Source organism: Streptosporangium sp. NPDC006013 (genome assembly GCF_040614275.1).
GTDB lineage: Bacteria > Actinomycetota > Actinomycetes > Streptosporangiales > Streptosporangiaceae > Streptosporangium.
Window position 1 is genome coordinate 28,713 of record NZ_JBEXUE010000018.1, and the last position, 19,851, is coordinate 48,563.

Below are 19,851 nucleotides of genomic sequence, written 5' to 3' on the forward strand. Positions count from 1 at the left end.
GTGCGCACAGGACGGGATGCATCCGCGCGGTCGGAGGGAGGGGATGGGGGCGTCTGGGCGGACGCGGAGATGGACACCCCATTCCTCGGATTTTCTCCCGGTCGGCTCTTTGCCCCGAAACCGGTTGCCGGATCACTCCGCGTGACGCACACTGGCCGTGCCGTACTCCCGGTGAGTACGGAAGTGAGGCCGGGACCACCGATGGAATCGGGTGCCCGGCCTTCGCGCTTTCGTTGATGGCTCAATGCGCTTGCCTGATCACTTTTGGTGAGGCACACTGGGGAGTGCCGCACCCCCGGTGGGTGTTGGAAGTGAGGCCGGGCCTCCCGATGGAATCGGGCGTCCGGCCTTCGCGCTTTTCGCTCTCAGTCAAGGCAGATCACCTGAACCTGCTCGGCCAGCAGATCGAAGCACTCTGTGTATCCGTCCAGCCGCCAGGTTGTGGCTCCTACCACGGTATCGGCGGCTCAGAGAAGTGGCTCTTTGTGGGAGGACTGCCAGGAGACCCTGATGTTCTTCGACAGGGCACGAGTCTTGCGGACCCCCATAAGAAGCAAAAGGTCCAGGTGATCCTGGTCGGGAGAACGACTCTCGATGAGAACCGTTGTGACCCCGGCATGATCAAGCTCAACCAGCAGTTTTTCCAGGCATCTCCGGCGAGCTCGTTCGGTTCGGGTCTCCTTGCCGTGAAGGTAGACCGTGACGATTCCGTGCACCGGCATGCCGGCGAGTCTCTTGGTGATGGCGAGCTGCCTCGCGGAAGACTCCTCCCGCCAGTGCAGGCGGGGACTCTTGCCGAGGCGGAGAGACTCCAAGGTCGCGCGGATGTCGTCGTGGTCGGTGGAGTCCACCACGACAGCCGCCATCGCGTAAACGCTGCAGTCGTCAGGGCGGCGACGGAGGCTCTCGTCGACGTAGGCCGTAAGCACTGCGTAAAGATATCGTCACGCAAAGTGCGTGCTGCATGGTTTTCGTGCAGTGCTCGAACGAGAGCACGGGGCAGGCCCGGCAGGGTGTGGGCCGGACAACTTCATGGGGAGATGGCGTGAAGCCGACGTTGGCCGCTGACGAGTTGCAGCGGAGCCTGACGCAGTACCTCACGACCACCTTCGCGCTCGCGGAGAAGCCGGTCCGCGACGCGCTGGAGCGGTTTCTCAACCATCCCGAGCAGGGCATCTTCCGTGGTCCTTACCTGCGGATCAGCACCCCGTTCCGCGCCGCGGACGCGGGGTGGAAGGACCATCTGGAGTGGGTGCCGTCCGGCGGCTGGACGCCGTACCGGCATCAGGCGCAGGCGTTCCGGCGGCTCAGCACGCTGAACAAGGCGGCCGAGCCGACGCTGATCACCACCGGGACCGGCTCGGGCAAGACCGAGTCGTTCCTGGTCCCGGTGCTCGACCACTGCCGGAGGCAGAAGGCGAGCGGCAGGCGCGGGGTGAAGGCGGTGCTGCTCTACCCGATGAACGCGCTCGCCACCGACCAGGCGCACCGGCTCAACGACTACCTCCAGCAGGCCGGCCTGCACGAGGTGACCGGCGCGCTCTACATCGGGGACACCCCCGAGGTCGGTTATCCGAAGGTGATGACCCGGCGGGCGGAGATCCGCAGGAATCCGCCGGACATCCTGATCACCAACTACAAGATGCTCGACCTGCTGCTACAGCGGGCCGACGACCTGCCGCTCTGGCAGGACGCCGAGCTGGCGTACGTGGTGGTCGACGAGTTCCACACCTACGACGGTGCGCAGGGCACCGACGTCGCGATGCTGCTGCGGCGGCTCGCCTCGGCCACCGGGCACTCCCGGCCCGGCAGGCCGCTCGGTGACATCTGCCCGGTCGCCACCTCCGCCACCCTCGGCGAGAGTGGCGACAGCACGGTCATCAGGGAGGTCGCCGAACAGGTCTTCGGCACCCCGTTCCCGAAGGACGCCGTCGTCGGGGAGGACCGGCTTACCGCCGAGGAGTTCGTCGGCGAGATCGACGTCACGCTGCCGCTGCCCGACGCGCAGGAACTGGCCGCCCTCCCCGACCCGCTCAGGAACCCGGCCGCCATGGAGCTGATCAGCCAGGCCGTCACCGGGAAGAGCGGACTCAGCCCGCAGGAGTTGGGCGGGGTGCTGCGTCAGCACATCCTCACCCAGGCGGTGCTCGACCTGCTCAGCGACCGCCCGGCGACGCCGGCCGAGATGCTCGAACTGCTGCCGCGCCGGGGTGCGTACAACTGGGGCGCGGCCATCCGCCGGTCGCCCACCCAGGCGGCCACCGCGCTGGCCCGGTTCGTGGCGCTGCTCTCGCACGCCCGCGACCCGGAGAGCCCGGAAGGCCCGGAGGACTCCAAACGGCCGTTCCTGCACATCGAGACCCACATCTGGGTGCGGGCCGTCTCCCGGCTGCTCCGGCTGGTCAGTCACACCTCGGCCTTCGCCTGGATCGGTGAGTCGGCCGTGCTGGACGCCGACTCGACGTTCGACGTGCTGGGCAAGACCCTGCTGCCCTCGGTCTACTGCCGCCACTGCGGGCGGTCGGGCTGGGCCGCCTACTCGCCGGAGCGGGACCCGGAGGAGCTGGTCACCAGTCCGGAGAAGATCTACCGCGCCGCCGTCGGGCCGGAGAAGAAGCGCGTCCGTCCACTGATCATGGCCACCCAGGGCGAGGCCGAGGGGCAGGTCCGGAACCTGGCGATCCTGGATGGCGAGCGGGTCCGCCCCGTCGATCCGGCGAAGGACCGGTACGACAAGGGTGACATCGTTTTCGTCCTGGCCAACCTGGATACCAAGTCCGAGGCGAACAACGCCGCCGAGCAGGACCGTTGCCCAGCCTGCGAGATGGACCAGGGCATCCGCTTCCTCGGTGCGGGCCTGGCCTCGCTGGCCGCGGTGACCGTCACCCAGCTCTTCGCGGGCAACCAGCTGGAGGCCAGGCAGCGCAAGACGCTGCTCTTCAACGACTCGGTGCAGGACGCCGCCCACCGGGCCGGCTTCGTGGCCAACCGGTCGTACGCCTTCTCGCTGCGGCGGCTGCTGACCGCCCGGCTCGATCCCGGCACGCCGATCCTGCTCAACGACCTGGTCGCGGACCTGGCCGCGGTGGCGAGCGCGGAGGACGTACTGCCCTCGGTGGTCCCGCCCGACCTGCACGACCGGCCGGAGATCGACGCGATCCTGGCGCGGGAGACCGCCGGATCCCCGCAGGCGTGGGATCTCATCGGCGAGCGGCTGGCGTTCGCCACCATCATGGAACTCGGCCTGCGCTCCCGGCAGGGCCGCACGCTGGAGCTGACCCGTACGGCGGCGGCCGAGGTGGTGCTGAGCGATCCGGCGAAGATCGCCACTCTGGCGCGCGACGTGCACACCGGCATGCCCGGGATGATCGAGCTCGCCCCCGAGGACCGCTACCTCGCCTACATCCGGGGTCTGCTGGAACGGCTGCGCTACCGTGGCGCGATCAAGCACCTGTGGCTGGACAAATGGCTCGGCAATGCCGGAAGCAACAGGTACAACGCGATCTGGGGCAGGCGTCCGGAGGGGATGCCCGCATTCCCCCGGGGACTGTCCGCGCCGACGTTCCTGCTCGACCGGCAGAAGCGGAAGTCGGAGTTCGACCGAATCGACGCCGACCAGGGCTGGTACCAGGACTGGACCACCCGCTGCCTCGGCCTCGAACGGGGCACGGCCGGTCTCTACCTCTCCCGGCTGCTGCCGATGCTCGCCGACGAGGGCGTGATCTCCGTACGGCCGGCCGATGACGGCGCGACCAGGGTGTACGGGCTGCAGCCGGGGCACATCCAGGTCCGCCTGCTGGAGAAAGCCCAGGTCAACGATGCCGGGATTGGCTGCGACCGGTGTGCCTGGGAGCAGACCGTCCACCCCGAGATCCTCGGCGACTGGTACGGCCAGCGCTGCCCGCGCTACCGCTGCGGCGGCCACCTGACCAACCGGGGCAGTCAGAACTACCAGCTCGACTACTACCGGCGGCTCTACCTCGCCCAGGGCGGCGAGGGCGCGTTCCGGGTGGTCACCGCCGAGCACACCGGCGCGCTGACCCGAAGCCAGCGTGAGCAGGTCGAGCAGCGCTTCCGCGACGGCAACCGCTACAGCGACCCGAACGTGCTCGCCTGCACGCCCACCCTGGAGCTGGGTATCGACATCGGCGAGTTGTCGGCGGTGATCCTCGCCTCGCTGCCGCCGGGCCCGGCGAACTACGTGCAGCGGGCCGGTCGCGCGGGCCGCCGCAGCGGCAACGCGTTCCTGGTCACCATGGTCGGCCGGTCCCCGCGCGACCTCTACTTCCTCAACGAGCCGCGCGACATGATCGCCGGTGAGATCGTGCCGCCCGGCAGTTACCTGTCGGCCGTGGAGATCCTGCACCGCCAGTACACCGCCCACCTGGTCGACCTGTGCGCCAGGGGAGGGCTTGACGGCGTGCTGCCGCTGCCGAGGCTGGCCTCGGCGCTGTTCGGCGAGACGGGCTGGCTGGCCGGGTTCACCACAGCGGCCCTCGCGGTGGGCGACACGGTGGTGCAGGGGTTCCTCGACCTGTTCGGCACGGCGCTGACCCCCGAAGCGGTCGCCGACCTGCGCGGGTTCGCGACCGAGGACCTGGCCCGGGTCGTGGCGGAGGCGACCGAGTCGTGGCGGCAGCGCCTTGCCGACCTGCGGGAACGAATCGGTGTCATCGACGCCGCGATCGAGGCGCTGGTGGAGTCCGACCCCGTCCAGCGCGCCCAGAAACGGGCGCTGACCGCCGAGCGGCGGGCAGTGGCCAAGCGCATCGGCGAACTCGGCCGGGAGAACGCCCAGGGCGCCCTCGTCGAGCTCGGGCTGCTGCCGAACTACTCCCTGATCGACTCGACCACCACCCTGGAGGCGACGATCACCTGGGAGGAGGAGGTCGAGGGAGGCAGGCGCTACCACGGTGAGGTACGGGAGTACCAGCGCTCGGCCCGGTTGGCGCTCACCGAGCTGGCCCCCGGCAACTCCTTCTACATGCGCGGCTACCAGCACGAGGTGACCGGCCTGGACATCGGCACCCCGTCCCGCCCGACCTGGGAGCGGTGGCGGGTCTGTCCCGGCTGCGGTTACGTGCGGACCACGCTCGCCGCCGAGGACACGAGCCCCTGCCCGCGCTGCGACGGCCGCGACATCGGCGAGCTGGGCTCCCTGTACGGCGTGTTGCGCCCGACTCGGGTGACCGCGCACGACCGGCGCGACGACGCCCAGATCCGCGACGACCACGATGACCGGCAGAGCCGCTACTACGAGACGGCCGTCGCGGTGGACATCGAGCCCGCCGACATCGCGCCGGGATCGTGGCGGCACCGGAAGGTGGTGTTCGGCCTCGACTTCACCCGCAAGGCGGTCATCCGCCGGTTCAACCTGGGCACCACCCGCTATGACCGGCCCGCCACCGACCGGTTCGCCGGGGAGGACGTCCGGCTCAACCCCTTCCACACCTGCCCGGCTTGCGGCGGCACGACCGTGGACGGGCCGCCGGTGGCCTCCCAGCAGGACGCGCTGATCGCGAGCTCATACGCCGACCCTGGCCGCAAGCACCACCGGCCCTGGTGTGCTCACCGGCGCGAGGCCCAGGACGCCGAGCACCTCAGGCTGCTCCTCGCGCACGAGCTGCACACCGAGGCACTGCGCATCCTGCTCCCGGTCGCCACGCTGCTGATCGAAGAGCGGATGGCCTCCTTCGAGGCCGCGCTGATGGCGGGGGTGGCAGCCAGGTACGGAGGTGACCCCGACCATCTCGCCGTCGTCACCGCCACCATGCCCGACCAGGAGACCGGCCGGCGCCGTCGCTTCCTGGTGCTGCACGACACATTGCCCGGTGGCACCGGATACCTGCACCGTCTCTCCTCGCCGGAGGGTTTCCGCGAGGTGCTCGAAGCGGCGCTGCGGATCGTGGAGGAGTGTCCCTGCAAGGAGGACCAGCGCAGGGCGGCCTGCCACCGCTGCCTGCTCTCGCACGTTCCGGGGTCCAAGTACGACAAGGTCAGCCGGTCCGAGGCGCTCGTCATGCTGCGCGAGCTGCTCGACACCTGGGACCCCGCGCAGGTCGCCACCACCGACGCGATCTCGCTCTGGGACCAGGTGGAGAGCGAACTGGAGGCTCGTTTCCTCGGCGGCCTGCAGTCCTGGGCCCGTCGTACGGACACACCCGGCACGCTGGGCATGGCCGGTGTGCTGAATGAGAAGAAGACCGCGGACCTGCGCATCGAGGGGCCGGACGGCTCGATCGTGCACTGGCAGATGATCCTGCAGAACACCATCAAGGGCACCCGCCCCGACGTGCTGTTCCGGCGGTTGGACGACGTGCCGCTGGAGGTCGCGGTCTACCTCGACGGCTACGCCTACCACGCCTCACTGGAGAAGAACCGGCTGGCGGGCGACGCCGCGAAGAGAGCCAGGCTGCGCGCGGACGGACGGGTCGTCTTCCAACTCACCTGGGACGACATCGCCGACTGGGAGGCACTCGAACACGCGCCCTTCGTCAAGGGAGAGCCGCCGCGTGCCCCCTACCTGGGCAACGCGCAGGCCGCCGCGCGCCGGACCTACCAGCAGGTCAGCCCGGATCGGGACCCCGACGAGCTGGTTCGCACGGTGTGGGCCAATCCCGTTGACACGCTGCTGGCCTTCCTTCGTGACCCCCGGCCCGAGCTGTGGCTGCACCGAGCCGAAGCCGCCACCGCCGGACTGATGGGGCTGGCGAAGGGCCGGAGCCGCTCCGGCCCCGGCGGTGTGCCGGAACGGGTGACGGCTGCACTCCGTGGGGCGTCCCTCCCGGCTCCGACCAGCGAAAAGATCATAACCATGCACGCTGTGGACGCGGCCGGTTGCCCGCTCGTCGTGGTGCTCGACGGCCGCGACGGCTACCGGTGGACCGCCTTCGCGCTGATCGACGACCGGAAAGAGACCATCAAGGCGGACCGGGAGGGACACGAGAGGCGCTGGGCGGCCTGGCTCTACTGGGGCAACCTGCTGCAGTTCCTGGACGCGGGGTCGGGAGAGGGCGGGCAGCTCGCGCTCACCGATCTGGACGCCTTCGACCCCTCACTGCTCGCGGTGGCCGGGGGCGGCGGGACCGCCTCCGTGCTGAGCCTGCTGCCCCTCGAAGACGACGAGGGCGAGGTGACCGTTCCGGCGGATACCGTACGGCCGCCACGGGAGAGCTCCCAGACCGAGACCGTTCCCTTCCCGAGGGTTCCCACTGCGCCACATGCCGAACGGATCGTGCGGGGAGGCGGTGCCGAAGGGCCGGATCCGCGCTGGGAGAAGATCTACGACGTGCTCGACCCCGGAGAGTCGGGTCTGGCCGCGTTCGCCCGCGAGCTGGCCAGGCTGGAGATCCCCGCTCCTGCTTCCAACGAGGTGGGATTCGAGCTGGGCGAGCAGGCCTGGCAGGCGGAGCTGGCCTGGCCCTCGGCCAAGGTGGCGATCGTGCTGGCCGGAGACGACGACGAGGCGCACCGGCGGAACGCCGCCTATGCGGCGGCCGGGTGGGACGTACGCGATGTGCGGGGCTGGGCCCCGGAGGAACTGGTCGAGCGCGTTCTTGGCGGGGGCGCGGCACAGTCTGAGCGGAGCGAGAGGACGAGGTGAACATGCAGGGCGAGGCGACGCTGCGGCTGCTCGACAAGGCGGACAAGGAGATCCTCAAGCTCCCGAGGGAGGTCAAGGGCGCGATCTACGACTTCCAGCACAAATTCCGCAAGAGCCCGGCCAATCCCGGCCTGCACTTCAAGCAGCTCAAGGGGCATCCCCGGCTGTACTCGGCGCGGGTCAATCAGGAGTACCGCGCGCTTCTGCTGCACGCGGGCGAGGCGGACTACATCCTGGTGGCGGTCAAGAACCGCAGGGACGTCTACGACAACCTCGACCGGTTCGCCTACCAGATCAACCCGGTCACCGGTGGCATCGAGTTCGTCGACCTGGTCTCCATCGAGGAGCGGGTCCGGCATGAGCCTTCCGTCTCCGAGGAGCCGAAGCCGCTGTTCGCCGCCTTCACCGCGGAGCAACTGCTCGGGCTCGGGGTGGCGGAGCCGCTGCTCGGGCTGATCGCGAAGATCACGACCGAGGACGAGCTGCTCGGCCTGGCCGAGTACGCGCCGCAGCTCACTACGGAGGTGCTGCTCGGGCTGCACGACGGCAAGAGCGTCGACGAGGTTCTCGACCAGATCACCACCCCGGTCACCGCGCCCGAACCGGTCGACGCCGAGGACTACCAGGCGGCCCTGACCAGACCCGCCACCCAGGTCACCACGGACGACACAGCCCTGCAGGAGGTGTTGGAGGAGAGCTTCGGCCGCTGGCGCGTCTTCCTGCACCCCACCCAGCACAAGGTGGTGGAGCGCGACTACAGCGGACCCGCCCGGATCAGCGGGGGACCGGGAACCGGGAAGACCATCGTCGCGCTGCACCGGGTGAGATACCTGGTGGACCGGCTCGGCCCCGGGGACGACAAGGCGGTCCTGTTCACCACGTTCAACAAGAACCTGGCAGCCGACCTGAGGCAGCGACTGCTTGAGCTCGCGGGGGCCGAGGTGGTCCGGCGGGTGGAGATCGTCAACATCGACAAGCTCGCCACGCAGATCGTCGCGGAAGCCGAGCCCGGCGGGCGCCGCCGCTGGATCGACGACGCCAGGGCGCTGCAGGAGTGGGACGAACTGCTGCTGGAGCAGGAGGAGACCCGATGGGACGGCGAGTTCCTGCACGCCGAGTGGTCCCACGTCATCCTCGGCCAGGCGATCCACTCGCGGGCCGACTACTTCCGGGCCCGCCGCGCGGGACGGGGACGCCCCATCAGCAGGGAGGACCGCGCGGAGATCTGGCAGCTCGTCGAACGGTACGTCAAGCGGCTCGACGAGAAGGAACTGTGGACCTTCCGCCAGGTGGCGGAGCGGGCCGCGCGGCTGGAGATCGAGCGCGCCCGGGAGCTGGCCTCCTACGAGGCCGACCAGGTCAGCTCGGTCAAACTGCAGCGGGAGTCGGGGATCTGGCACCGCCCCCGCTACCGGCACGTCGTCGTCGACGAGGCACAGGACCTGAGCAGCGCCCACTGGAAGATGCTCCGCGCCATGGTCCCCGAGGGGCCGAACGACATCTTCCTGGCCGGCGACACCCACCAGCGGATCTACGGCAACTACGTCTCGCTCGGCAGCCTCGGCATCAACATCCGGGGGCGCTCGTCCAAGCTCACCCTCAGCTACCGGACCACGCACGAGATCCTCGGCGCGGCGCTGGGACTGCTCGGCACCGAGGACTGGGACGACCTCGACGACGGCCGCGACGACCTGCTCGGCTACCGGTCGGTCCTGCACGGGACACGTCCGGTGCTGCGCCCGGCGTCCACCTGGGCGGCCGAGCTTGACGCCGTCGTCGAGCAGGTCAAGGAGTGGGACGACGTCGCACCCGCGGCGATCGCGATCTGCGTCCCCGAACGCCGCATGGTGGCCGAGGTCGAGAACCGGCTGGGTAAGGCGGGAATCGTCGCCGCGGCCATCGGCCAGGACGGGCCGAAGCTGTACGACGCGATTCACGTCGGCACGATGCACCGGTTCAAGGGCCTGGAGTATCAGCGAATGATCCTCGTCGGCGTGGCGGAGGGGCTGGTTCCCTCACGGCACGTCTTCCAGTATCGGGAGAGCGACCCGCTGCGCCATCGACGGGAGTTGCAACGTGCTCGCTCGCTGCTGTTCGTCGCCGCCACCCGTGCCAGGGACACCCTGGTGATCTCCTGGCACGGTCAGAAGAGCAGATTCCTGCCGTGAAGACGATCGCCGACCGTTATCGGCTCTCCGCCCCCATCGCCCGAGGCGGGATGGGGGCCGTCTGGCAGGGATCGGACCTGCAGCTCAACCGTCCCGTCGCGGTCAAGCTGATCCACCAGGACGACCTGGTCACGAAGAACGAGGCCACCCGCCGTTTCTACCGTGAGGCACGGATCACCGCCCGCCTGCGGCACCCCGGCGTGCCCGTCGTCTACGACTTCGGCAGCGAGAACGGGGAGCTCTTCATGGTCATGGAGTACCTCGAGGGCCACATGGTCGCGGATCTGATCGCCGAGCGCTCACCGCTGCCGGTCTCCTGGGCGGCCCTCATCGGCGCGCAGGTCTGCGCCGTCCTGGCCGCGGCCCACGGTGTCGGGCTGCTCCATCGGGACATCAAACCGGGCAACCTGGTGATGTGCCCGGACGGCACCGTCAAAGTGATCGATTTCGGGGTGGCAACCGCTCTGGGAACCAAGGAGTTCTCGCAGATCACCCAGGCCGGGCAGGTCCCCGGCACGGCACGCTACATGGCGCCGGAACTGGTGGACGGTGCGGAGGCGAGCCGTTCCAGCGATCTGTACACGGTGGGTTGTCTGCTCTATGAACTGCTCACCGGCTCGCGCCCGTTCGCCTCGAAGGACCTGCTGACGGAGATCGACCGGAGCCGGCGTGAGCCTCCCCCCGGCCTGGGGCGGCCGGACGTCTCCGGTGAACTGGAGGGGCTGACACTCCGGTTGCTCGCGAAGTCTCCCGAACAGCGTCCCGAGAGCGCTCTGGCGGTCTTCGAGGGTCTGATGCCGCTGGTGAGGGACCTGCCACCGCTTCCCGGACTGATCGGCAAGGAACTCCACACCGACCCGGTGCACATGTACGCAACGGCCATCCGAAATATCAGCGGGTGATGTGAATAGTGCACCCGAATCGAGGAACGGGTCGCTTCAAATCTACATTTGAAAGGGGTTTTCATCCGTAAGCAATAGCGACGAAGCACTCGCGGCTCCTGGCTGAAAGTGTAAGACTCGTCGAGTTCAAAAACCTTCTCGGTGGTTCCCCCATAACGACGCTCCCTGAGGACGCATGAAGGCTGACACTCATACCCCTGCTGAGATCTTCGGTCGCGACATTCGCTATCTGGTTCCCCTTTTCCAACGCCCCTACGTATGGACCAAGGACGACCAGTGGAAACCCCTCTGGGAGGATGTGCGGGCCGTTGCCGAGCAGGTCCTGGAAGGCAAATCGAGTGCGTACGGCGCCCAGGAGATCCCTCCGCACTTCCTCGGCGCCGTCGTCCTGGAACAGCAGTGGTCACCGAGCATGTTCATCCCTGTCAGAAACGTCATCGACGGGCAGCAGCGTCTGACGACCCTGCAGATCCTGTTGGACGCCGCGCAGCTGGTGGCCGAACGACACGGCCTGCCGAGGGATGCCCAAGCGCTTCAGTCGCTCGTTCTCAACCGCAAGGAACTGACCGAGAGCCCGGATGAGGTCTTCAAGGTCTGGCCCACCGATCGTGATCAGGATGCGTTCCGTGTCGTCATGGACAACGAGCAGGAGGTTCCCGAGGAGCTCGCCACCAGTACGATCGTTCAGGCCCATCGGTTCTTCGTCGAGACGCTGACCGAATGGGCCGAGCCCGACGGTGACGCGGAAAAGTGCCGGCACCGGATCACCGCGCTTACCCAAGTTCTGCGGAGCTACCTCAAGCTGGTGGTGATCGACCTTGAGCCGGGTGACAACGCGCAGGTCATTTTCGAGACGCTCAACCACCGTGGAACGCCGCTGCTCGCGGCGGACCTGATCAAGAATCTGGCGTTCCAGCTGGCCGCGGCCCAGGGGGAAAACCTCCAAAGCCTGTACCAGCAGTACTGGAAGCCCTTCGACTCCAATCACTGGCGGCGGAACGTCCGGCAGGGACGGCTCTACCGCCCCTATGTCGATACCTTCCTCCAGCACTGGCTCACCATGCAGCGACTCCGCGAAGTGCCCGCGGATCGTGTCTTCAGCGAGTTCCGAGACCATGTGCGCCTCTCCGAACTCCAGGCATGGGAGATCATGCGGGACCTGGCCGCCGATGCGAAGGTCTACGAGGAACTGGAGAACCTTCCCTGGAACTCGGTGGAGGGGACGTTCTACTACCGGGTCATCCGTATCATGGAGGCCACCGTCGTCGGCCCCTTCCTGCTGTGGATTCTGCGATGGCCCAAAGAGCGGATGCCGGTGGCGCAGCGCCTCAAGGCGCTGACATCGATGGAGAGCTGGCTGACCCGCCGGATGCTGTGCAAGCTGTCGACCAAGAACTACAACCGCATCCTCATTGACCTGCTGCGGGAACTGGACCGTAACGGGCCTGAGGCGGCCGGTGACGTCACGGAGACGTTCTTCGCCACTGCCACCGCCAACGTCGGCTACTGGCCGTCGGACGACGAGGTCATCCAGGCCATGGAGCGGCTGCGGGTCTACAAGGACCTGACCCAGACCCGGTTGCGGATGGTACTGGAGGCGCTTGAGGACAACCGTCGGCGCAAGTGGTCGGAACATGAGCACTGCCCTCGGGGATGTCTGACGATCGAACACGTGATGCCGCAGAGCTGGGGGGAGCACTGGGGTGGAGACACGATCGACCACGCCTCGCGCCAGCGCAGGGACCACCTTGTCCAGACTCTGGGCAACCTGACCCTGGTCAATGATCGACTCAACCCCAAACTCTCGAACCGGCCGTGGACCAATATCGAGGTGCAGGCACGAGGTCTGACCGATCCAGAGCCGAACATCGGCAAACGGGATCTGCTCCTCAGACACGCCACGCTCAAGCTCAACGCCGAGATCGTCGCCGACCAGCAGGAGGCGTGGACCGAGGAGACCATAACGGCGCGCTCGACCGAGCTCGCCGAACGCCTCGTTCGAATCTGGCCGCGCCCGGCCGGGTCACCGGAAACCCCTTCGGCCTAGCGGTAAGGGCCGATCGCTCCTCCGCACCGGTCGAAAGCTGTTTTCCGGGAAGCTCACGTCTCTCTTGAGTCGATGTCACGCTTCCCGGAAAACGACTTTTCCTCGGCGAGGAAGTATCGCCGGTCAGGCGGGGTTGTTGAAGCTGTTGTTCTTGATGGTGCTGATGAAGACGGTCCATTCCTTGCGGTGGAAGATGAGGGTGCCGCCGTCGCGGTTCTTGGTGTCGCGGACGGCGATGGTGTCGTCGATGAATGCCACTTCGACGCAGCTTGCGCCTTCGCCGCTGAGGCTGCTCTTGCGCCAGTGCGCGTGGGGGAGGTCAGGGTGCTGCATCCTGCTTCCTCCTTCTTCGGGGGTTAGGTGAGGTTGTCGTAGTGGCCGCTCTTGATGCCGTTGATGAAAGTGGTCCACTCGTTTCGGTGGAAGATGAGGGTGCCGCCGTCGCGGTTCTTGGTGTCGCGGACGGCGACGTCGTTGCCGACGAACGCCATCTCGACGCAGCTTGGGCCGCTGCCGCTGAGGCTGCTCTTGCGCCAGTGCGCGTGGGGGAGGTCAGGGTGCTGCATCCTGCTTCCTCCTTCTTCGGGGGTTAGGTGAGGTTGTCGTAGTGGCCGCTCTTGATGCCGTTGATGAAAGTGGTCCACTCGTTTCGGTGGAAGATGAGGGTGCCGCCGTCGCGGTTCTTGGTGTCGCGGACGGCGACGTCGTTGCCGACGAACGCCATCTCGACGCAGCTTGGGCCGCTGCCGCTGAGGCTGCTCTTGCGCCAGTGTGCATCGGACAGATCTGGCTGCTGCATGCCCTGCTTCCTTCCTCTATCGATCTTCGCGTAGAGATGCGAGTAGCGAGGCCGTGTCGGTAGGACTGAGCGCTATCGCGCGAAGATGCTCACAAATGTGGTTGTACTGCTGAATATCTGCCTCTTTTTCAAAGAACAGATCGCCAGCCATGCTGTCAATGTGAATTACGTCGGAGCCCTCCGTGGCGAACTTCAGGACGATGAAGCTACCGGGCATCCCAGGATGGGCTCCGGCGGAGAACGGGATGACCTGGACGGTGATGTGCGGACGTCGAGCCTGTTGAATGAGATGCGCGAGCTGGGCGCGCATGATGGCGTCGCTGCCGACCGTTCGGTGTAGAGCGGCTTGGTCGATGATTGCCCACAGTCGCAGGGGAGTCTCGTGCTCAAGAAGAGCCTGGCGCTGCATCCTGGCGGCGACGAAGCTGTCAACCTCTGCGGCGGTGGCGGTTGGCAGCACGCCCGGGATCACCGCCCGCGCATAGTCCTCGGTCTGCAGCAGACCGGGGATGAACAGCGACTCGTAGTTGATGGCCTGCTGGGCCTCGGCCTCCAGGCCGATATAGGCGCTGTACTTGTCGGGGAGGTCTGCTTCGAGGCCGTGTAACCACCCGCGCTGCTTGGCCTCCTTCTGCAGCGTCACCAGGTCGGTGCGCTGGCTGCCGGTGACACCGTAGGCGTCGAGCAGGGCGTTGAGTGTCCGGAGCTGCGGCTTGGTCTTGGCCGTTTCGATCCGGTGGAGCGTAGCGAGGTTGACGTCGGTCTTCTCGGTCACCTCGGCCTGGGAGAGTCCGGCCTCTTGGCGGAGGCGGCGCAGCTCGGCTGCCAGACGCCGAAGACGCACCGTTGGCGGTTGGCGCTTGATACGTGGCAGGGGTGTAACTGCCCCCAACTCATCCTTCTCCTGCATCTTTGGCACCTCTCTGGACTATGCGGGCAGTGTAAGAGCCTGCATTGCATTTACCCATGGTGATGGTGCATGCTCTCTCCGTAAGCCTTCCAGGCGGCATCCCCGCTGGAAGGCGAAACGCATGATTTCCCTAGACGGCCGGGCGGACGATCTTCCCTCCCGAGGCGGCCCACCCTGTATCGGGTGTCCGTCCGGCCCCAGCGGTACGACCGGCGATACATCTGCGACGCTCCCCGGCCGTACTTCCCGTAGGACCGGCACCGTGCCCCCGTCCCCCGTGGGGGAGAGCGGCGTCCCCGGCTGCGAACGGTGCCGGTCCTATGCCCGACGTACCAACCTGGAGCGGGTGAAATGACCGGTGCCATCAGCAGCACGCAGTACCTCAAACTCTCCGTCTTCCCGACCTCGCCCTACTACGCCCGGGTCCACGTCCGGCGCGTACTGGAGAGCTGGCACCGGGACGACCTGATCGAGACCACCCAGCTCATCGCCTCCGAGCTGGTCTCCAACGCGATCACCGCGCACGCCGCGTGCCCCGACGCCGCCAAGGCGATCCGCTACGCCGACCCGGACCAGATCTGGATGGACCTCTACCGGATGGGCGAGACCGTCGTACTCCGCGTCTGGGACGCCAGCCCCCTCACCCCGGTCGTCCGCGACCCCACCCCCGACGACGAACACGGCCGCGGCCTCCACCTGGTGGACCTCCTCGCCACCGACTGGGGCTACTACCGCCCCACCCCCGGCGGAAAAATCGTCTGGTGCACCCTGGCACCGCCGCCGCCACTCCCCGAAGAGCCGCTCAGTCCCGAGGTAGGGGATGATCGGATGCCTCTGGAAGGCCACCGACCGGTTTGAGCCGTACGGCGACAGCGTGTCGGTTGACGAGAGCCGCGATCGTCTGAAATACAGGCTCGTGGCCTGACCACGCGCGAAACCGTGGCGTACCCGATCGATGAGCGGGTTCTGTCCATCGGTTCGCCCGGTGAGATCCACGCAGGGGCCTTCCTGGCAGGGGACCCTTCCTTGGTGAGCAGGTCCGTGGCGGACGGTGCTCTCTGTGTCGACCGCATGTCGATAGCAAAGAGTAAGACTTCAAAAGCTCTTGGTAACGTAAAGTTCGGTGAGTGCTCTTCGCCTTCATCGATGAAAGCTGTCGTGTCCGTCAGGATGACGATTGCGTTTATGTTCTTGCTGCCGTCCTCCTACCGGCGGAGAAGCTCGACCAGATCAGGTCAATGATGGACGCCTTGCGGTACGGCAAGGCGCCCACCGTCCACTGGAGGACGGAGCGAGGCGCACGCAGGTTGCTCATTGCGCAGGCAGTGGCCTCCTTGGAGTGTGCATCGGTGGTTGCCGTCAGCCTGCACGGCACCGCGAGCCGCTCGGAACGCGCCAGGCGTCACTGCCTACTCCGGCTGTTGCCCGAATTGTCAGCACGTCAGGTGGAGGCGGTGGTCTTTGAGTCGAGGCGGGAGCAGGACGCCGGAGACAGGGCGATCCTGACCGCTCTGCGTCGAAGCGGGCAGATCGCCGCGAAGATGTCGGTCAACTGGGAACGGGCCAGCGCGGATGCCGCGCTGTGGATGGCCGATGTTATCGCGGGGATCGTGACCGGATGGCTGGATGGGGATCAGCAGTGGTGGCCGCTGTTCGAAGACCGCATCACATTCCTGGAAGCGTCGGCGACCTGACCGGAGAAAGCGCAAGCGCCGGGCTCCCGATTCCATCGGGGGGTTCCCGGCGCCACTTTCGTACCCCAGAGAGCACGACACCGTCAGTATCTGCTTGCTACCCCTCAGTCGTCAAGCCGAGATGCTCGCCGGGATCGGGATGCTCACCCGTGGAGACCTCGCACCCGGTATACACGAGGTCTCCGCACCGCCACCGCCACCGCCACCGCCGTCGGCCGACTCCAGACCGAAGAGATCGCCGCCGCCTGGCACGAGACCGACAGCATCAGCGACCCCACCCTGAGACAACGCGTCACCCAGGCACTTCGCTGAGACCCCCTAGCCGGCCTCGCGTTCGGCCGCCTGGAGTCGCTGCCACTTCGCCATCGACTGCTTGATCTCCTCGCGTAGGAACGCGAAGAACCGGCGGGTCTCGTCCAGCCGCTGCCCGGCGAGGGAGTCGAGACCCAAGAGCGCGGTGCCCTCGTCGGCGCCGGCCTGCACCCGGACCAGCATCGGGTCGGACTGGCTGACGAAGTGACTCCAGGTGTGCTCGTGTATCCGGCAAAAGTCGTGCCGGGTACCGGGTTCGCGGCCGCGTTCGACCAGCCGTACCTGCACCAGGTATTTGACCGCCCCCGAGATCGCCGACGCGCCGACGCCCAGTTGCTCGGCGAGCTCGGCGGCCGACAGCTTGCCGGAGTCGGTAACCAGCAGCGCGGCGTACACGCGCGCGGCCATCCGGGGCATGCCGGCTTCGACCATGATCTGCGCGAAGCGTTCCCGGAAATCGGCGATGGCACCCTCGTTCGCTCGCGTCATCAAAGCTCCCTTAATCGTCGCGGACTCGCCAGTTTAAGATGATTCACAAACTTCACGAAATTTGTGAAATATGAGTAGTATCGTAGCTGTCATGAAAGACAGCGAACTCGTCGGAGTGCAGAAGACCCTCAGCCCCGTCCTCAGGGCCAAAGCACTGGACAACCGGCTGCCGGACCCGATCCTCGGCGACGAATACGCCGAACAGGCGATGCGCCGCCTCGATCCTGACTACGACAAGCGCAGATTCGGCACCAGCCAGCTGGGCCTCGCCGCCGTGGTGCGCGCCAAGGCCCATGACGACTGGGCCCGAAGCTTCCTTGCCGATCACTCCGACGCGGTGGTGCTGCACCTGGGCTGCGGCCTCGACGCCCGGGTGTACCGGATCGACCCGCCCGCCACTGTCGACTGGTACGACTTGGACTACCCTTCCGTCATCGAACTACGGCAACAATTCCTGCCGCCGCGCGAGCACTACACCCTGATCGCCTCCAGCGTCACCGACCTGGCCTGGCTGGAACGCGTCCCCCACGGCCGGCCGGTGCTGGTGATCGCCGAGGGACTGGTGCCCTACCTGACCGAGACTGACGTCAAGCGGCTGCTGACCAGCGTCGTCGATTCCTTCCCCACCGGCCAAATACAGTTCGACACGGTGTCGGTCTGGGCGTGGCGCACCTCGAAATGGGACCCCACGCTGCGCAAATACGGCACCCGGTTCCACTGCGGCTTCAACGACCCGGCCGCGCCGGCCGATTGGCATCCGCGGCTCGAATACGTCGACGAGGCGCCGATGAACGACTCACCGGTGCTAATGGCCAAGGCACCCGCGAACGTGCGCCGCATGTACCGCCTCATGAACCTACTGCCGGGCATGAAACGGTCCACCCGCATCGTGCGGTTCCGGTTCTAACGCGCCGACGGCCGGTGCAGGCTGGACAGCAGCGAGGTGAACGCGGGGATCTCGCTACTTCTGGTCGCGATCTGACGCTGGGCGATCACGGTCTGGTCGTCGTTGCGTGCGGTTGCATCTCACCGGCTGAGAACGCTTTGACCCTGGACCAGAACAGCGTCCGGCAGGGTTTCCTATCTCGCCGGAGGTGGTCGCATCTGTTCTGTGCTCGCTGACCACGCTCGTGCCGTCGACGGCCGACTTCGTACGCGTGGGCAGAACATCGCAGATGCCTGCCTGTTTGCGGGGAGTACCTCTTGGCCCATTGATCGTTCATCGTCTCCGAAACCATCGCCTCCACGCTGAGCGTCTGGCGTACTTCGCCCAATGGGCATGCTCGGCGCGGGCGGTCAGCGCGGTGGGGTGGTCCGGCCCCAGCAGCCGCTCAATCATCGGCCCCAGCACCGCCAGCTGGTCTCGGGCGTCGACGGTGTTTCCCGTCTGCCCCGCCAAGGAAGCGAAGAAGAAACGGGCGGCCAGCGTGGTGGGGTGTTCGGGGCCCAGGACCCGTTCGATCACCGGCACCAGCACCGCCAACTGGTCCATCCCACCGGCCACGTCCCCCGCCTCGCTCATCCACACAGCGAGGTGGAAGCGTCCGGTCAGCGTGGTCAGATGCTCGGAACCCAGCACTCGCTTGAACACCGGTATCAACATCGTGAACTGATATCGGGCGCCGGCCGCGTCTCCCGCCTCCCCCATCCAGCGGGCCAGGTGGAAACGAGCGCCCAGAGTGATGGGATGCTCAGGGCCTACGACCCGCTCGAGTACCGGTACCAGCGCCGAGAATCGGTCCCGGGCACCGGCCGCGTCCCCGGCCTCTCCTGCCCAATCGGCGAGAGCACTGCGGATCTCAAAGGTGACGGGGTGCTCAGGACCCCGTGCTCGTTCGACTAGGGGGAGCAGTGCCGCGAACCGGTCTCGGGCATCGGCCGGGTCGCCGCTTTCCCCGCTCCAGCGGGCGAGGCCGACGCGGGCGTTCAAGGTAGTGGGGTGCTCGCAACCCAAAGTTTGTTTCAACACGGGCACCAGCGCCGCGAACCGGTCTCGGGCATCGGCCGGGTCGCCGCTTTCCCCGCTCCAGCGGGCGAGGTTGACACGGGTGTTCAGGGTGATCAAGTGCTCGCAGCCCAAAGCTTGCTCCAGCACCGGCATCAGCGCCGCGAACCGATCCCGGGCCTCGGCGGCCGGGGTCCCCGCTTCCCCCGCCCAGAAAGCGAGGTTGGCGCGGGCGTTCAGGGTGACGGAGTGCCCAGGACCCAGGGCCCGCTCCAGTACCGGTACCAGCGCCGTGAATCGGTCCCGGGCCTCGGCGGTGTTCCCCGCTGCTCCGACCAGGCTGGCGAGGTTGGCGCGGATGTCCAGCGTGGTGGGGTGGTCCGGCCCCAGCAGTCGTTCGGTCATCGGTTCCAGCTCGGCCAACCGACCCCGGGCCTCGGCGATGTTCCCCATCGCCCCGACCAGGGAGGAGAGGGCGGCGCGGGCGGTCAAGGTGTCGGCATGTTCGGGGCCCAGGGTCTCGTGCATGACAGCGTGGCGCCGGCGTTGCAGGGACAGGGCGGTGCTGTACTCACCCCTGTCGTACAGGTACTCGATGACGGAGCCCATGGTGGAAGAGTCGAGGGCCAGGACGGTGCGGGCATGCGCCAACAGGCTCGCGTAGGTCGGCCACGAGGAGGGATGCCCTGAATCGGAGGGGAGCGCCGCCTGCAGCAGGGCGGCCGCGGTAGCTCTGCAGGCGGCGCGCTCGTCCTCGGTCAGCCCGGCCACGATGACGGCCTGGACCTGACGGTGCACGCTTACCAGCAGACCATTCGGCGACCGGTCGATCACGCCGTAGGAGACCAGCAGGTCCAGTGCGCCGTCCAGGGCGCTCTCCTCGGCGCCCTGGAGCCCGTTCAGCACCGCGCGCGGCAGGTCCTCGGGCGCCCCCGCGGGACACATCGGCCGCACCCCGAACTCGACGCTCAACTCGGTCACG

Annotated in this window: 14 protein-coding genes; 7 read left to right on the top strand and 7 right to left on the bottom strand. The window is 67.4% G+C overall.

Annotated elements, in window-relative coordinates; genetic code table 11:
• Positions 1–467 precede the first annotated feature (467 nt).
• Entirely contained in the window at positions 468–929 is a 462-nt protein-coding gene (locus tag ABZ260_RS05065) for a hypothetical protein (RefSeq protein WP_355613149.1), read from the bottom strand.
• Positions 930–1,045: 116 nt separating this feature from the next.
• Here ABZ260_RS05065 and ABZ260_RS05070 point away from each other — a divergent pair, with 116 nt between their 5' ends.
• The 4 genes from ABZ260_RS05070 (at position 1,046) to ABZ260_RS05085 (ending at position 12,720) form a co-directional block, all read left to right on the top strand.
• Complete coding sequence (locus ABZ260_RS05070) at positions 1,046–7,603, top strand: DEAD/DEAH box helicase (protein ID WP_355613151.1); 6,558 nt, start codon at positions 1,046–1,048, stop codon at positions 7,601–7,603.
• A 2-nt stretch (positions 7,604–7,605) separates the two neighbouring features.
• Positions 7,606–9,771, top strand: a complete 2,166-nt coding sequence (locus tag ABZ260_RS05075) for a UvrD-helicase domain-containing protein (RefSeq protein ID WP_355613175.1) — start codon at positions 7,606–7,608, stop codon at positions 9,769–9,771.
• Positions 9,768–10,673, top strand: coding sequence for a serine/threonine-protein kinase (locus tag ABZ260_RS05080; RefSeq protein WP_355613153.1), 906 nt, complete (start codon positions 9,768–9,770; stop codon positions 10,671–10,673). The genes ABZ260_RS05075 and ABZ260_RS05080 overlap by 4 nt, the downstream gene beginning before the upstream one ends.
• A 175-nt stretch (positions 10,674–10,848) precedes the next feature.
• Positions 10,849–12,720, top strand: coding sequence for a DUF262 domain-containing protein (locus ABZ260_RS05085; RefSeq protein ID WP_355613155.1), 1,872 nt, complete (start codon positions 10,849–10,851; stop codon positions 12,718–12,720).
• Positions 12,721–12,843: 123 nt separating this feature from the next.
• Here ABZ260_RS05085 and ABZ260_RS05090 read toward each other — a convergent pair whose 3' ends face one another.
• From ABZ260_RS05090 to ABZ260_RS05105, 4 genes are read right to left on the bottom strand one after another with little or no spacing between them, the layout of a single operon-like run.
• Positions 12,844–13,053 carry a DUF397 domain-containing protein gene (locus ABZ260_RS05090; protein ID WP_355613157.1) on the bottom strand — a complete coding sequence of 70 codons (210 nt, stop codon included), beginning with the start codon at positions 13,051–13,053 and terminating at the stop codon, positions 12,844–12,846.
• Positions 13,054–13,076: 23 nt separating this feature from the next.
• Positions 13,077–13,286: a DUF397 domain-containing protein gene (locus ABZ260_RS05095; protein WP_355613159.1), complete on the bottom strand. Its 210-nt coding sequence runs from the start codon at positions 13,284–13,286 to the stop codon at positions 13,077–13,079.
• A gap of 23 nt (positions 13,287–13,309) precedes the next feature.
• Positions 13,310–13,519, bottom strand: a complete 210-nt coding sequence (locus ABZ260_RS05100; RefSeq protein ID WP_355613161.1) for a DUF397 domain-containing protein — start codon at positions 13,517–13,519, stop codon at positions 13,310–13,312.
• Between the two features lie 16 nt (positions 13,520–13,535).
• Complete coding sequence (locus ABZ260_RS05105) at positions 13,536–14,429, bottom strand: helix-turn-helix transcriptional regulator (RefSeq protein ID WP_355613163.1); 894 nt, start codon at positions 14,427–14,429, stop codon at positions 13,536–13,538.
• Between the two features lie 351 nt (positions 14,430–14,780).
• Between ABZ260_RS05105 and ABZ260_RS05110 the strand changes: the two genes are divergently transcribed.
• Positions 14,781–15,287 carry an ATP-binding protein gene (locus ABZ260_RS05110; RefSeq protein WP_355613165.1) on the top strand — a complete coding sequence of 169 codons (507 nt, stop codon included), beginning with the start codon at positions 14,781–14,783 and terminating at the stop codon, positions 15,285–15,287.
• A 269-nt stretch (positions 15,288–15,556) separates the two neighbouring features.
• Positions 15,557–16,123, top strand: a complete 567-nt coding sequence (locus ABZ260_RS05115) for a hypothetical protein (protein ID WP_355613167.1) — start codon at positions 15,557–15,559, stop codon at positions 16,121–16,123.
• Between the two features lie 318 nt (positions 16,124–16,441).
• On the opposite strand, the gene ABZ260_RS05120 is transcribed toward ABZ260_RS05115, so the two are convergent.
• Positions 16,442–16,924: a MarR family transcriptional regulator gene (locus ABZ260_RS05120; protein WP_350912475.1), complete on the bottom strand. Its 483-nt coding sequence runs from the start codon at positions 16,922–16,924 to the stop codon at positions 16,442–16,444.
• Between the two features lie 91 nt (positions 16,925–17,015).
• Between ABZ260_RS05120 and ABZ260_RS05125 the strand changes: the two genes are divergently transcribed.
• Complete coding sequence (locus ABZ260_RS05125) at positions 17,016–17,831, top strand: class I SAM-dependent methyltransferase (protein ID WP_355613169.1); 816 nt, start codon at positions 17,016–17,018, stop codon at positions 17,829–17,831.
• A 312-nt stretch (positions 17,832–18,143) separates the two neighbouring features.
• Here ABZ260_RS05125 and ABZ260_RS05130 read toward each other — a convergent pair.
• Positions 18,144–19,851, bottom strand: a 1,708-nt coding sequence (locus tag ABZ260_RS05130; RefSeq protein WP_355613171.1) for a tetratricopeptide repeat protein, incomplete at its 5' end; no start/stop codon positions are given.

Bases quoted from the DNA above. Each gene is read 5' to 3' on its own strand.
- ABZ260_RS05100 (WP_355613161.1), bottom strand. From the start codon at position 13,519: ATGCAGCAGCCAGATCTGTCCGATGCACACTGGCGCAAGAGCAGCCTC.
- ABZ260_RS05095 (WP_355613159.1), bottom strand. From the start codon at position 13,286: ATGCAGCACCCTGACCTCCCCCACGCGCACTGGCGCAAGAGCAGCCTC.
- ABZ260_RS05105 (WP_355613163.1), bottom strand. From the start codon at position 14,429: ATGCAGGAGAAGGATGAGTTGGGGGCAGTTACACCCCTGCCACGTATC.
- ABZ260_RS05075 (WP_355613175.1), top strand. From the start codon at position 7,606: ATGCAGGGCGAGGCGACGCTGCGGCTGCTCGACAAGGCGGACAAGGAG.
- ABZ260_RS05110 (WP_355613165.1), top strand. From the start codon at position 14,781: ATGACCGGTGCCATCAGCAGCACGCAGTACCTCAAACTCTCCGTCTTC.
- ABZ260_RS05120 (WP_350912475.1), bottom strand. From the start codon at position 16,924: ATGACGCGAGCGAACGAGGGTGCCATCGCCGATTTCCGGGAACGCTTC.
- ABZ260_RS05090 (WP_355613157.1), bottom strand. From the start codon at position 13,053: ATGCAGCACCCTGACCTCCCCCACGCGCACTGGCGCAAGAGCAGCCTC.
- ABZ260_RS05085 (WP_355613155.1), top strand. From the start codon at position 10,849: ATGAAGGCTGACACTCATACCCCTGCTGAGATCTTCGGTCGCGACATT.
- ABZ260_RS05125 (WP_355613169.1), top strand. From the start codon at position 17,016: ATGAAAGACAGCGAACTCGTCGGAGTGCAGAAGACCCTCAGCCCCGTC.